Source organism: Actinomyces israelii, from assembly GCF_030253495.1.
Classification (GTDB): Bacteria; Actinomycetota; Actinomycetes; order Actinomycetales; family Actinomycetaceae; genus Actinomyces; species Actinomyces israelii.
Genome location: NZ_CP124548.1, coordinates 2,328,418 through 2,340,887 on the forward strand (window position 1 = coordinate 2,328,418; position 12,470 = coordinate 2,340,887).

The following is a 12,470-nucleotide window of genomic DNA, read 5'->3' on the forward strand; positions in this document are numbered from 1 at the left end:
CCGTCCGCTCCCGCTGGAACCTGGGAAGAGTCAGGGCCCGTGGTCCATGGGCATCTCTGAGCATCTCCAGCGTCTCTGTGCGGGGCTCGGCCCCGGCGCCAGGCTCAGCGCTCGTCCTCGTCGTCCTCGTCATCGTCCCCGGCGAACACGCCGACCACGCCGAGGTCGATGTGCAGTCCCACGGGAGCGCCCTCGGCGTCGCGGGTGAGCAGGACCGGGTAGGCGCCGTCGCCCCAGCCCGAGTGCGACAGGACGACGTTCTCTCCGTCCCCAGCCAGCGGCATGACGATATTGGCTGCCCCCGCCCGGTAGTGCTCGGAGGAGTCCATGAGGCTGAACCAGGACCCGGGCTCCCCGGAGTCGAAGATGTCGTCGTACCAGTCGGCGCCGTCCTCCTTCGCGGGCATGGCGGCGGGGACGGCCTCGTGATCGACGAAGGCGACTGTGCCCGAGTCGACGCCCACGCCCCAGTCCGGCCCAGAGGCCACCTGCGCCTCCTCCACGGCGACCGGCTCGCCATCACCCAGCACGAGGGACAGGTACGCCTCGCGCTCATGGGAGCCGTCCTGCTCCTTGGAGACGTCAGCAATCGTGACCCCGACAGGGTAGTCGCCGGGCTCGACGTCGAAGACCGGGCCGTCCCCCAAGCAGCAGAAGGGGTCGCAGGCCTCAATGCGCCCCGAGGGCGCGTGCAGCACCCCGAGGTCGACAACTGTCAGGCCCACCGTGTCCGGGGGAAAGGAGTCGGCGTCCTCCGCAGCGAAGGGACTGGGGACCGGCCCGGAGACAAGGGCGAAGAAGTCGCCCTCATTGGCGCCGTTGTTGGTGTCGATATCACTCATGCGCGTCATCCTAGACAGGGCGCGCAGACGCATGCGGCGAAACGGTCTCGGCGCCTATGCTGACGGCACGCGCCGCCGTCCCGAAAGGTCCTGCATGCCAATGCCGCACCCGCCCGCCGGAGTCCCGCCCACGGCCGACGGCGCCGCGCCGCCGTCCGTGCGGCGCCGCACCGGCTCCTTCACCGCCGAGGACCTCGACGGCCTGTGGTCCGACGACGTGCGCGACGCACAGACGCGGCCCGAGCCGGCCCCTTCCGACGAGCTCGTCGCCGAGGTGGAGGAGGTCCTCGGCTACCGCCTGCCCGACGCCTACGTCGAGCTGTGCCGCCTGCACAACGGCGGCGGCCTGCGACGCGGCTGCTTCCCCGTCGAGGCGCCGACCTCCTGGGCCGAGGACCACGTCGCCGTCTCCCGGATCGCCCCGATCGGGATGTCCCTGGAGGACTCTCTCGCCGGGGAGAGCGGCTCGCGCTTCATGATCGAGCAGTGGGGGTACCCGCAGATCGGCGTCGTGTTCGGCGCCTGCCCCAGCGCGGGCCACGACGTCGTTATGCTCGACTACTCCGAGTGCGGCCCCCGGGGCGAGCCGCGCGTGGTCCACGTCGACCAGGAGCGCGACTACCGCGCAACCGTGCTCGCCCCCGACTTCGCGACCTTCATCAGGGGACTGCTTACCGCCGAGGCCCTTGAGGCCTCCTGACGGACGCCAGCGGCCGCCCCGGCGCAGCCCGCGCCGCCCTCGCCGTCGGCGAGTGTGCCGCCCGCCACGCCGAGGCCGACGGCTGTCAGCCCCACAGGCCGGCGCGCTGCGCCAGGACCGCGAGGGCGAGCGGCCCGGCTGAGGCGGTGCGCAGAATGTGCGGGCCCAGCCGCACCGCGACCGCGCCGGCGTCCCGGAGCGCCGTCGTCTCCGCCTCGCTGATGCCGCCCTCAGGGCCGACGACGACGGCCGCCACCGGCCGTCCGCCCGCGCCCGGCTCGGGCAGGCCCGCCCCGCCGATGGGCGTCGTCGCCGCCTCGTGGAGGACGAGCACCGCTCCCCCGGCCAGCGTCGTCTCGCGCACCCATCGGGTGAGAGCGCGCGTGGAGCGCGGCTCCCCCACCTGCGGCACACGGGCGCGGCGGGCCTGCTTGGCGGCCTCGCGGGCGGTCGCCTGCCACCGGGCCCGCCCCTTGGCGGCCTTCGGGCCCCTCCACACCGACACGCACCGCTCGGCCTGCCAGGGCACTACCGTCTCGACCCCGACCCCGGTGGCGGTCTGGACGGCCTGCTCGTCGCGGCCCCCCTTGGCCAGGGCCTGCACCAGGGTCAGGCGCAGTGGCGGCGGCGTCTCGGCAATGCGCTCGATCACCCTTACCGCCAGGCGATCCCTGTGCCCGCCCTCGCCAACCGCGGACGCCGCCTCGCACACCAGCCGCAGCCCGGCGCCGTCGACCAGGTCCACCCGCTCCCCTGCCCGCAGCCGTCGCACCGTCACGGCGTGGCGGGCCTCGGGGCCGGTCAGGGTCAGCGTCTCGCCGGGGCGGGCCGCGTCCGCGCCGCCGGCGGGCTCAAGCGTGTCGGGGGTCAGGATGAAGACGGGGGCGCTCACCCGGTCAGCCTACGGTCGCCGCGAGACCCGCAGGAACCGGCACAGCCGCCGGCGCGCCGGTGCTAGCGTCGAGGGCATGACCGAGCCGCAGCCGCTTCCCGACCGGGCGCCCTCCCCCGCGCCGTCCGAGCCCGCACCCGGGTTCACCACCGCCGTCACCGTGGAGGACTTCCGCCGCAACCTGGCGGCCGTGCGCGCCCGGCTCGCCTCCGCCGCCGAGCGCGCCGGGCGCGACGCCGCCGAGATCCGCCTGCTGCCGGTGTCCAAGACCGTCCCCGAGGAGCGGCTGCGCGTCGCCCACGCCGCCGGCATCACCCAGATGGGCGAGAACAAGGTCCAGGAGGCCAGGCGCAAGGCCGCGGCCCTGGCGGACCTGGGCATCCACTGGGCCGTCATCGGGCACCTGCAGACCAACAAGGCGAAGGACGTGGCGGCCTTCGCCGACGAGTTCCAGGCCCTGGACTCCCTGCGCGTGGCCGAGACCCTCGACCGGCGCCTGCAGGCGGCGGGGCGGGGCCTGGACGTCTACGTGCAGGTCAACTCCTCGGGCGAGGCCTCCAAGTTCGGCCTCGAGCCCGCCGATGTGCCCGCCTTCCTTCAGGCGCTGCCCGCCTTCTCCTCGCTGCGGGTGCGCGGGCTCATGACGCTGGCCGCCCACACCGGGGACCGGGCGCGCATACGCGAGTGCTTCCGGACCATGCGCGACCTGCGCGACGCCGGGCTCCAGGCCGGCACTATCGGCGACGGGCAGCTGTCCATGGGCATGAGCGGGGACTTCGAGCTCGCCATCGAGGGCGGCTCGACCTGCGTGCGCGTCGGCCAGGCGATCTTCGGGCCGCGCCCGACCCCCGACTCCCACTACTGGCCCGAGGGCGGTGCCGCGGAGGCGGCTCCGGGGGCCTGAGGGCCGTCCGGCCCAGACGACTTCACGGGCACGACGCCCAGTGCGACTGTGGCCGCTCCCATCACGAGCCCGCGGACCCTGCCGGAAGAGCCGACGGGAGCCGCCAGCAGGGCGCCCACGACGCAGGTCCCGACGCTGGTGCCGAGCTGCCGGGCGGAGGTCATGACGGCGCCGACGCGGCCGGGCGGGACGCCCGGGACCGCCGTCGTGGTGAGCGTCGCCGCCGTGCTCGCCGAGACCGCGGCGACGCCGAAGGCGGCCATGAGCGCCAGGCTCGCGGGGGCGGCCGCGGCGGCCGCCTCGACCTGACGATCGTGGACACCGCCCGCCCCTCGGACCCTGCGCTCGAGTCGGTGACGGTCTGCGAGGAGGCCTTCTGCCTCACCGGCCCGGCGCTGCCGCCCGGGCCCGTCGCACCGGCCGAGGTCGACAGGCGCGCCTGGGTCGCGCTGCGCCGCGGAACCCGGCTCCGCGGGGTCTTCGACCGGCTCATGGCGGATCAGCACCTGGTCCCCGTGGTCGCTGCGGAGGTCGGCGACATCCGGCTGCTGGCCCGGCTGAGCGCGGCCGGCTTCGGCAACGCCGCGCTGAGCACCTGCCTGAGCGCCCCCGAGCGACAGCGCGGCCCTGGCCGGCTGAGCGCCGCGACCGCGGCTCCCCGGGGCCTGCTCCCCGGGCGAGGGTGCCGACCGGGGCGCGGGGAGGCCTGCGCCCCTCCCCGCCCTCAGCGGCGCCTGGACTTGCCCTTGAGCTTGCCCAGCAGGGTCTCGTCGCGGGCGGGCGCGTATCCGTCCTCGCCGCGCAGGGAGGCGAGCTCGGCGAGCAGCCGACGCTGGCGGTCGTCGAGCCTGGTGGGCGTCTCCACGACGATCTGCACGTGCAGGTCGCCGCGGCCGGAGCGCCGCAGACGCCCGACGCCCAGGCCCGAGAGGACCACCTCGTCCCCGTTCTGGGTGCCGGGCTTGACCGACACGGTGCGCTCGCCGTCCAGGGTGGACAGCGGGAAGCTCGCCCCCAGCGCCGCCGCGGTCATGGGCACGCGCAGCTCGGTGTACAGGTCGTCGCCGCTGCGCGAGAGGGCCTCGTCGCGCGTCTCGTGGATCTCGACGTACAGGTCGCCGTTGGGCCCGCCGGCCGGACCGGCCTCCCCGCGCCCGGACATGCGGATGCGGGTGCCCGTGGACACCCCGGCCGGGACGTTGACGTCGATGGTGGTGCGCACGCGCCTGCGGCCCTCGCCGTCGCAGTCGCGGCACGGGGAGGCGATGACGGTGCCGAAGCCCTGGCAGCGCGGGCACGGCGAGGAGGTCACGACATCGCCCAGGAAGGAGCGCTGCACGCGCTGGACGGAGCCCCGCCCGTTGCACTCCGGGCAGGTCACGGGCCCGGTGCCCTCGGCGCAGCACGTGCCGCCGCAGGTCTCGCAGGTGACGTAGGTGTTGACGGCCAGGGTCTTGGTCGCCCCGAAGGCGATATCGGCCAGGTCCACCTCGAGGGCCACGAGGGAGTCCTGGCCCCGGCGCGCCCGGGAGGCCGGGCCGCGCGAGGCTCCGCCGCCGAAGAAGGCCTGCTGGAGGAAGTCCCCGAAGCCGCCCAGGTCCGAGGCGGTGAAGCCGCCCGGCCCGAAGCCGCCGCCCCCGTGCACGGCGTCCTCTCCGCCGAGGTCGTACATCTGGCGCTTGTCGGAGTCCGAGAGGACCTCGTAGGCGGCGTTGACGGCCTTGAACTCGTCCTCGTGGCCGGGGCCGGCCACATCGGGGTGCAGCTTGCGGGCCTTCTTCTTGTAGGCGCGCTTGATCTCGTCGGTGGTGGCCTGACGGCTCACGCCGAGAACCTTGTAGTAGTCGCTCACGCTTGGTCGTGCTCTCTGGTCGGTGGTGGAACAGGTGCCGGACGGTCTCCGGCCGGGGCGGGGGCCGCGGCCGGAGGAAGGTACGGGCAGCGCTCTGGGACGCGTCTCATGGGGCTGTCATGCAGAGTCGTCGTTGTCGGTCAGGAACCGGGACAGGTAGCGGGCCACGGCCCGCACTGCCGCCATGGCGGCCGGGTAGTCCATGCGGGTGGGGCCGATGACGCCCAGGTGCGCGACGACCTCCCCGTCCCCCGCCCCGTAGGAGGCGGTCACGACCGAGGCCTCGGCCAGGGCGTCGTCGTGGTTCTCGCTGCCGATGGACACCCGCATGCCTGCATTCGCCCGCGGGCGCGACAGCCCCGAGGCGGCGTCCTCGGCGAACAGGCGCAGCAGCACCACCTGCTCCTCGACGGCGTCCAGCAGCGGGCCGAGCGAGGAGAAGTCGAGGGTGGAGCGGGCCAGGTTGGCGGTCCCGGCCACGACAATGCGCTCCTCGCCGTCGGGACGCAGCGCCTCGATGAGCTCGTCGGCCACGGCGGTGAGCAGGAGCCGCTCCTCCTCGGGCGCACGCTCGGCCAGCGAGGTCAGGATGGGGACGACGTCGGCGGCGATGCGGCCCGCCAGGGCGGCGTTGACGCGGGTGCGCAGGGACTCCAGGACCAGCGGGTCGACCAGGCGCCCGGCGGGCACGGAGACCGTGCGCTGCTCGACGCGCCCGGTATCGGTGATGATAACCAGCAGCACGCGCGTGGGCCCCAGGGCGACGAGCTCGAGGTGGCGCAGGGCGGTGCGCCGCAGGCTGGGGTACTCCACGACGGCGAGCTGGCCGGTGAGCTGGGCGAGCGCCCGCACGGTGCGGGCCACGACCTGCTCCAGGTCGACGGCGCCCGACAGCAGGGCGGTGATGGCGCGGCGCTCGGGTCCGGACAGGGGCTTGACGCGGGCGACCTCGTCGACGAAGAGCCGGTAGCCCTTCTCGGTGGGGACGCGTCCAGCGCTCGTGTGCGGCTGGTGGATGTAGCCCTCGTCCTCCAGGGCGGCCATGTCGTTGCGGATCGTGGCCGGGGAGACGCCGAGCCGGTAGCGCTCGGCCAGGGCCCGCGAGCCGACGGGCTCACGGGTGCGCACGTAGTCGGTGACGATGGCGGAGAGGACCCTCAGGCGGCGGTCGTCGGCCATGGTCGTGCTCCTTTCCTCGTCGGCGGCCGCGGTGCTGGTAGGTGCTGGTGACCGGCTGGTTAGCACTCACGGGGTGTGAGTGCCATCCTACGCCGGGGCCCGGCGGGTCAGTCGCCCCGTTGGCGTGAGGTTCCCCTACCGTGCCCAGGGTGAACGCAATGCCCTACCGCTCCCGCCCCGCCCCCGGCTCGACCGTCGAGCGCCGCAAGGCCCTGCGCGCCCAGGCGGCCGCCGCCGGACGGGCCGGGAAGCGGCTCCCGGCGGCCGCGGAGCCCGCCACTCCGCCCTCGGGGCCCTCGCGGCCGTCGAGCACGGACCGCTACGGGGGCGACGTGCTGGCCGCCGACCCGCACCGGGTGGGGCCGCACGCGACGCGCCCCGAGTCGGCGCACGTGGCCGTCGAGCGCGGCATGGTCCTGGAGGACCGGGAGAGCGGGTTCGTGGGGGCGGCGGTGTCCGTGGAGAGGTCCGGGGGACGCCACGTCGTCGTCCTGGAGGACCGCAGGGGCGTGCGCCGCGGCTTCCCCCTGGGCGGCGGCTTCTGGCTGGAGGGGCGCCCCGTGATCCTCGATCCGCCGCGACCGCGCCCCCGGGCCCCCCGGGGGCCGGTCAGCGCCGGCGGGCGCAGGCTCACGGCGTCGGGTTCATACGCCGTGGAGGGCGACAGGGCGAGAGTGGCCCGGGCCTCGCGCATCTGGGTGGAGGGCAGGCACGACGCCGAGCTGGTCGAGAAGGTGTGGGGAGACGACCTGCGCCACGAGGGCGTCGTCGTCCTCATGCTCGACGGCGTGGACAACCTCCAGGAGGTCATGGCCGGCTTCGGCCCCGGCCCTGAGCGGCGCGCCGGCGTGCTCGTGGACCACCTCGTGGCCGGGTCCAAGGAGTCGCGGATCGCCCAGCGCGTGCGGGCCATGCCCGGCGGCGAGAACGTGCTGGTGCTGGGCCACCCGTACGTGGACGTGTGGCAGGCGGTCAAGCCCGAGCGCGTGGGGCTGAAGGCGTGGCCCCGGGTGCCGCGGGGAACCGACATCAAGCGCGGCACCCTCGAGACGCTCGGCTGGCCGCACGCCACCCAGGCGGACGTGGCCCGCGGCTGGCAGCGGATCCTGGCGACGGTGCGCACCTACAAGGACCTCGAGCCGAACCTGCTGGGGCGCATGGAGGAGCTCATCGACTTCGTCACCGCGCCGGGTACCCGCTGACGCCCCGCCCCGAGCCCGGCACACAGCCGGCCGCCCCCTCTTGCCGAGATCGGTTCACTTTCACAGGAGATGCACAAGAACCTCATCGGCAGCCCATGTGGAGCCGCGCGACGCTTCTCGCATCCGAGAACCACCCGGCTCGCGGAAAGGATCGATCATGCTCGTGTCACGCCGTCTTCTCCTGCGCGCCGCCCCCCTGGCCGCGGCCCTCGGGCCGCTGGCCGCCTGCTCCTCCGGCACCGCGTCGGACCCGCATTCATCGGCCGGACCGGCGCCCGCCTCGCTCGTGCTCGACACCGCCGCCTGGAGCCACGACGCCGACAACGACGTCTACTACCAGCTCGGCCTGAGCTACGTGACGGCGCCGCAGGACACGGCCCACGAGACGCTCGGCATCTTCGTCCCGGGCGCCTACTTGTCGGCCGTCGACAACGGGGACGGCACCTTCACCGCGTCGGTCTCCGACGGCTCGGTCGGCAGCTGGACGGCGACGACGGCTCCTGTCGTCATGCCGGTCAACACTCCCGGCTACGCGGCCCAGAAGCCCCTGACCGACTACTCCTACGACACCGTCTCGGCCTATATGCGGGCGGGCATCGTCTACGTCCACGCCGGGCTGCGCGGCAGGGACTCGACGACCGACGCCGCGGCGGGCAACGCGCCGTGGGGCGTTGTGGACCTCAAGGCCGCGGTGCGCTACCTGCGGTACAACGCCGCCGGCCTGCCGGGGGACGTGGAACGGGTCTTCGTCTTCGGGCACTCCGGGGGCGGCGCCCAGTCCGCCGTCATGGGCGCCTCGGGCGACTCCGCGCTGTACACGCCCTACCTGGAGGCCCTCGGGGCGGCGACGGCGGGCGCCGACGGCGGGCCCCTGTCCGACGCGATCGCCGGCGCCATGTGCTGGTGCCCCATCACCAGCCTGAACGAGGCCAACGCCGCCTACGAGTGGAACATGGGCCAGTTCTCCTCCGAGGGCGCTCGAGCCCCGGGCACCTGGACCGAGGCCTACTCCAAGGACCTGGCCGCCGCCTACGCCGGGCACGTCAACACCATGGGCCTGACCGACGCCGCGGGAACCGCACTGAGCCTGGAGGCCTCCGGAACCGGCGTCTACCTCAAGGGCAGCTACTACGACCACCTCGTCGGAGTCGTCACCGACTCCCTCAACGCCTTCCTCGCGGCCACCGAGTTCCCCTACACGCCCGACGCGACCCAGATGGCCGGCATGGGCGGCGGGGCGCCGGGCGGCCCCGACGGCGGAGCCCCGCCCAGCGGCGGCGGGCCCTCGGGCGGCCAGGGCCCCGGCTCGTCGCAGTCGGCCGACGCCACGACCTACGCCACCGTCGAGGACTACATCGCCTCGCTCAACGCCGGCACCCAGTGGGTCGCCTACGACTCGACGACGAAGACGGCGACGATCACCGGGCTGGCGGACTTCGTGACCAGCCAGAAGAGCCCGAGCAAGGACGTGGGCGCCCTGGACGGCGTCGACCGCGGGCAGACCGAGAACACGGTGCTCGGCGTCGGGCAGGAGACCCGGCACTTCTCGCGGGTCTCGCGCGACGTCCTGGCCGCCAAGGAGTCGGGGTACGCGTCCCTGACGGGATGGTCGTCGGACTACGGCTCGGCCTCCTACGACTCGGACTTCACCACGGCCGACGGTCTCGGCGTCGATGTGCTGACCCGCGAGCAGATGTACAACCCCATGCACTTCCTGGGCTCCGGCGCGGGCGCCGGAAGCTCGACCGTGGCCCCCAGCTGGCGCATCCGCACCGGCATCCAGCAGGGCGACACGGCCAGCACCGTCGAGGTCAACCTGGCGCTCGCCCTTGCCGCCGCCGGGCACGACGTCGACTTCGCGACGGTGTGGGGGCGGGGCCACACCATGGCGGAGGTCACCGGCTCGGGCGAGGCCAGCTTCATCGCCTGGCTGGGCGAGGCCGCGGCCGGCTGAGGCGGGACGAGGTGAAGGGGAACCGGCTTCCACCCCGGGCCCGGCATGTCCAGCTCCGGGACGAACGCCGCGATCACGCCCCGAGGCGCCGGCGCCCCCCTTCGCCCCGGCAGGCGCCTCAGCTGTCGACGAGCGCCAGGCGCCGCCCGGCGAGGGCCAGACGCACGTCGTTGGCCAGCAGCGCCACCGCCCCGAGCCCGCCGATCGCCTTGACCCACACGGGCTCGGCGATGAACAGGCACACCATCACCGCCAGGACCGGCACGAGATGGGTCAGGGCCCGCACCACGTACCCGCCGAAGGAGGGCATCTCGACGCCCCGGGAGTCGGCCACCGACTTGACCATGAAGTTCGGGCCGTTGCCGATGTAGGTGATCGCCCCGCACAGCACCGCGCCCAACGAGATCGACACGAGGTAGGCCTCGGGCACTCCGGCAATCGTGGCGCCGCCGGGGTGGGCCACCCGCCCGGCCATCTCGAAGAAGGTCACGTAGGTCGGGGCGTTGTCCAGCACGGAGGACAGGCCCCCGGTGAAGACGAAGAACGTGATCCGGTTCAGGGGCAGAGAGCCGGCAACGTCGTCGAGGTAGTGCAAGGCCGGGATCATGGTCAGGAAGATGCCGATGAACAGGGTGGCGACCTCGGCGATCGGCCCCCACTCGAACTGATTGTCCTCGAAGCGCGCCCGCTTGTCGCCCAGGGCGTAGGAGGCTCCGGCCGCCGCGAGCATAATGATCTCGCGCAGCGGCACCCAGTCCATGGCGGTGGCGTGCCCGGCCTCGATGGCCTCTGCGTCGACGGAGGGGACGAAGGCCACGGCCAGGATGATGACGAGGAACCAGATGAAGTTGGTGGCGCCGCGCAGGCCCAGCGGCTCGATCGCGGTGCGGTCCAGGCGGACGGAGGCGGCGGGCTCCTGCGCGTGGTAGTAGGTGTCCAGGGCGAAGTAGCCGGCCAGCAGCATCGCGTTGACGAACAGCCACTCGGGCAGCAGGTGGAAGGTCCAGGTGAAGGGTACGCCTCGCAGGAACCCGAGGAAGAGGGGAGGGTCGCCCAGGGGCGTGAGTAGGCCGCCGCAGTTGGCGACGACGAAGATCGTGAACAGCACCGTGTGGACCCGGTAGCGGCGCTCGGCGTTGGTGTTGAGCAGCGGGCGGATCAGCAGCATGGCCGCCCCGGTGGTCCCCACGAAGCTGGCCAGGACAGCGCCGATGGCCAGGAACATCGTGTTGTTGCGCGGGGTGGCCTCGATGTCGCCCTTGAGGAAGATTCCGCCGGAGACGATGAACAGGGCCAGGAGCAGGGCGATGAACTGCCCGTACTCGACGGCGGCGGCGAACACGATCTCCCAGCCCCCGGCGATCCACATCCATGCGGCCACGGGCAGGCCGAGCACCAGGGCGATGGTGAGCTGGCTGGAGCGCCTCTCCCACCAGTGCGTCGTGGCGGGCACGAGCGGAAGCACCGCGATGCTGGCGAGCATCATGGCGAAGGGCAGAACGGACCACCACTGCAGATGCACGGTGAACTCCTCATGTCGGGGGCGCTGTGCCCACTCACCTTACGTCGGCCGGCGCTGCGCCGCCCGGGTCGTCCGGCCGGCACCGGTGCGCTCAGGGCTCAACGGGCCCAGCGCGCCGCATCTCGGCCCTGGATGCGCAGATAGGCGTAGCCGCTCATCAAGAACACCAGGGGGACAGTCACGACCCACCCGATGATGGTGGCCAACGCGCTCAGGAAGGAGGTCAGGAGAGCCTGACCGAAATTCGGGAAGGTCACGAAGTCCGCGAAGGCGGCGCGCCTGCCCGAGGCGACGACCAGGCAGACATGAGCCACGACAATCGGGGCTAGCAGATTGGCGATAATGCCGACGGGCGTGCCCCAGGTGAAGCCATAGCCGTGCTCCTCGCCATTCACCGTGTACTCGAAGTGCGCGCCGGCTCCCCGCAGGACCGTCCAGATGCCGAAACCCGCCAGCAGCACGACCGGGTCCGTCTTGACGGCGTCCCACGCCCAGGACAGGGCGCCGCCGATCGACAGTGGCAGGCGCGCCGGACCGCCCGGCGCGGTGCCGTAAGCGCCATCGCCGGGGACTCCGTAGACGGCGCCGGGGTACGGCGGCATCCCGCCACCGGCACCCGGCTGCTGACCGTAGCCCGGCTGCTGACCGTAGCCGCCACCGGGCTGCTGCGAACCGTCGTCGAACTGCGGGTTGCCTGGAATGTCGGTGGCCATGGGGCTCATACTGAGTCATAGGGGGACTCATCTCAATGTCAAACGCCGATAGCGCTGCGGTCCACCCGATACCGGCAGGCCCTCACAACCGGCGCAGCCGTTCAGAACTCGCCGGCCATCCTGATCAGGCGCACCCCGGAGTCGTTGATCTGCGCATCGTGGATCACGCGGAAGCCGGCGCGCTCGTAGAAGGGGATATTGCGCGGATTCGTCGTCTCCAGCCAGCGGGTCCCCGGGCCTCTGCCGAGCGCGGGCGCCAGGAGCCGGGATCCCACCCCACGGCCCTGCATGTCGGGCACGACCGCGAGCATGGCCAGATAGTCCCCCTCGACCCGGGGAGCGCCGTCCCGTGCGGCGCGCATTCCGCTGCGGGAGGCCCGAGCCGTCGGCCCGTCCATGAGGATCTCGGCAAGGTCGTCCATGGCGGGCAGCGTGTCCGGACGGGTCAGGTCGGGATCCAGCCACAGGGCGGCGCCGACGACGTCGCCGCCCGTGAGCGCGACATGAGCGGTCGAGGCTGCGACCATCCAGTCGATCTGGGGCGCGAGGTAGAGCGCGATCCGGCTCAGGCGCCGCTCCTCGGGCTCGCGTCCGCGGGGGAAGAACCAGGCGAAGAGCGGGTCTCCGGCCAAGGCGCGTGCCAGCACGGTCCGAATGGCCGGGACCTGCGCCGGCCCGGCGCGCCGAACGTCCATGGGCTCACGCTACCG

General features: G+C 73.3%; 12 protein-coding genes and 1 pseudogene. 6 read left to right on the top strand and 7 right to left on the bottom strand.

Going from position 1 to position 12,470, the window contains the following annotated elements; genetic code table 11:
- Window positions 1-104: 104 nt before the first annotated feature.
- Window positions 105-842 (bottom strand): DUF4241 domain-containing protein, encoded by a 738-nt coding sequence (locus tag AIF0345_RS09645; RefSeq protein ID WP_285296016.1) that lies wholly within the window; start codon window positions 840-842, stop codon window positions 105-107.
- A 94-nt stretch (window positions 843-936) separates the two neighbouring features.
- On the opposite strand from AIF0345_RS09645, the gene AIF0345_RS09650 reads away from it, so the two are divergent.
- The gene (locus AIF0345_RS09650; protein ID WP_285296018.1) at window positions 937-1,542 is read left to right on the top strand and encodes an SMI1/KNR4 family protein; all 606 of its coding nucleotides are present in this window, start codon (window positions 937-939) and stop codon (window positions 1,540-1,542) included.
- A gap of 85 nt (window positions 1,543-1,627) precedes the next feature.
- Here the strand turns inward: AIF0345_RS09650 and AIF0345_RS09655 are convergent, their stop codons facing one another.
- Window positions 1,628-2,434 (bottom strand): 16S rRNA (uracil(1498)-N(3))-methyltransferase, encoded by an 807-nt coding sequence (locus tag AIF0345_RS09655; RefSeq protein ID WP_043558268.1) that lies wholly within the window; start codon window positions 2,432-2,434, stop codon window positions 1,628-1,630.
- Window positions 2,435-2,510: 76 nt separating this feature from the next.
- Here AIF0345_RS09655 and AIF0345_RS09660 point away from each other — a divergent pair, with 76 nt between their 5' ends.
- From AIF0345_RS09660 to AIF0345_RS16695, 3 genes and pseudogenes are all read left to right on the top strand, one after another.
- On the top strand, window positions 2,511-3,338 hold the full coding sequence (locus tag AIF0345_RS09660) for a YggS family pyridoxal phosphate-dependent enzyme (RefSeq protein WP_285296019.1): 828 nt from the start codon (window positions 2,511-2,513) through the stop codon (window positions 3,336-3,338).
- A gap of 48 nt (window positions 3,339-3,386) precedes the next feature.
- Entirely contained in the window at window positions 3,387-3,647 is a 261-nt protein-coding gene (locus AIF0345_RS09665; RefSeq protein ID WP_285296020.1) for a hypothetical protein, read from the top strand.
- Window positions 3,648-3,652: 5 nt separating this feature from the next.
- Window positions 3,653-3,904 (top strand): annotated as a pseudogene (locus tag AIF0345_RS16695) (hypothetical protein); the annotation flags it as partial.
- Window positions 3,905-4,062: 158 nt separating this feature from the next.
- Here the strand turns inward: AIF0345_RS16695 and dnaJ are convergent.
- Window positions 4,063-5,190: a molecular chaperone DnaJ gene (gene dnaJ, locus AIF0345_RS09670; protein WP_268917491.1), complete on the bottom strand. Its 1,128-nt coding sequence runs from the start codon at window positions 5,188-5,190 to the stop codon at window positions 4,063-4,065.
- 117 nt (window positions 5,191-5,307) lie between these two features.
- On the bottom strand, window positions 5,308-6,369 hold the full coding sequence (hrcA, locus tag AIF0345_RS09675; protein ID WP_043558282.1) for a heat-inducible transcriptional repressor HrcA: 1,062 nt from the start codon (window positions 6,367-6,369) through the stop codon (window positions 5,308-5,310).
- A 158-nt stretch (window positions 6,370-6,527) separates the two neighbouring features.
- Between hrcA and AIF0345_RS09680 the strand changes: the two genes are divergently transcribed.
- Together AIF0345_RS09680 and AIF0345_RS09685 are read left to right on the top strand one after the other, a co-directional pair.
- Window positions 6,528-7,571 carry a DUF3097 domain-containing protein gene (locus AIF0345_RS09680; RefSeq protein WP_285297924.1) on the top strand — a complete coding sequence of 348 codons (1,044 nt, stop codon included), beginning with the start codon at window positions 6,528-6,530 and terminating at the stop codon, window positions 7,569-7,571.
- A 157-nt stretch (window positions 7,572-7,728) separates the two neighbouring features.
- A complete protein-coding gene (locus tag AIF0345_RS09685; protein ID WP_285296023.1) occupies window positions 7,729-9,525 on the top strand; it encodes a subtype A tannase in 1,797 nt (598 codons plus the stop codon).
- A gap of 118 nt (window positions 9,526-9,643) precedes the next feature.
- Here the strand turns inward: AIF0345_RS09685 and AIF0345_RS09690 are convergent, their stop codons facing one another.
- The 3 genes from AIF0345_RS09690 to AIF0345_RS09700 all read right to left on the bottom strand — a co-directional run bounded on the left by AIF0345_RS09690 (window position 9,644) and on the right by AIF0345_RS09700 (window position 12,455).
- A complete protein-coding gene (locus AIF0345_RS09690) occupies window positions 9,644-11,047 on the bottom strand; it encodes a sodium:proton antiporter (protein ID WP_043558290.1) in 1,404 nt (467 codons plus the stop codon).
- Between the two features lie 98 nt (window positions 11,048-11,145).
- A complete protein-coding gene (locus AIF0345_RS09695; RefSeq protein WP_285296025.1) occupies window positions 11,146-11,760 on the bottom strand; it encodes a hypothetical protein in 615 nt (204 codons plus the stop codon).
- 101 nt (window positions 11,761-11,861) lie between these two features.
- Window positions 11,862-12,455: a GNAT family N-acetyltransferase gene (locus AIF0345_RS09700; protein ID WP_052374444.1), complete on the bottom strand. Its 594-nt coding sequence runs from the start codon at window positions 12,453-12,455 to the stop codon at window positions 11,862-11,864.
- Window positions 12,456-12,470 lie beyond the last annotated feature (15 nt).

What these genes read in the sequence shown, in the direction of transcription:
- AIF0345_RS09645 (WP_285296016.1), bottom strand. Translation starts at nt 842, where the DNA reads ATGAGTGATATCGACACCAACAACGGCGCCAATGAGGGCGACTTCTTC.
- AIF0345_RS09650 (WP_285296018.1), top strand. Translation starts at nt 937, where the DNA reads ATGCCAATGCCGCACCCGCCCGCCGGAGTCCCGCCCACGGCCGACGGC.
- AIF0345_RS09680 (WP_285297924.1), top strand. Translation starts at nt 6,528, where the DNA reads ATGCCCTACCGCTCCCGCCCCGCCCCCGGCTCGACCGTCGAGCGCCGC.
- AIF0345_RS09695 (WP_285296025.1), bottom strand. Translation starts at nt 11,760, where the DNA reads ATGGCCACCGACATTCCAGGCAACCCGCAGTTCGACGACGGTTCGCAG.
- AIF0345_RS09685 (WP_285296023.1), top strand. Translation starts at nt 7,729, where the DNA reads ATGCTCGTGTCACGCCGTCTTCTCCTGCGCGCCGCCCCCCTGGCCGCG.
- AIF0345_RS09700 (WP_052374444.1), bottom strand. Translation starts at nt 12,455, where the DNA reads ATGGACGTTCGGCGCGCCGGGCCGGCGCAGGTCCCGGCCATTCGGACC.
- AIF0345_RS09660 (WP_285296019.1), top strand. Translation starts at nt 2,511, where the DNA reads ATGACCGAGCCGCAGCCGCTTCCCGACCGGGCGCCCTCCCCCGCGCCG.
- hrcA (WP_043558282.1), bottom strand. Translation starts at nt 6,369, where the DNA reads ATGGCCGACGACCGCCGCCTGAGGGTCCTCTCCGCCATCGTCACCGAC.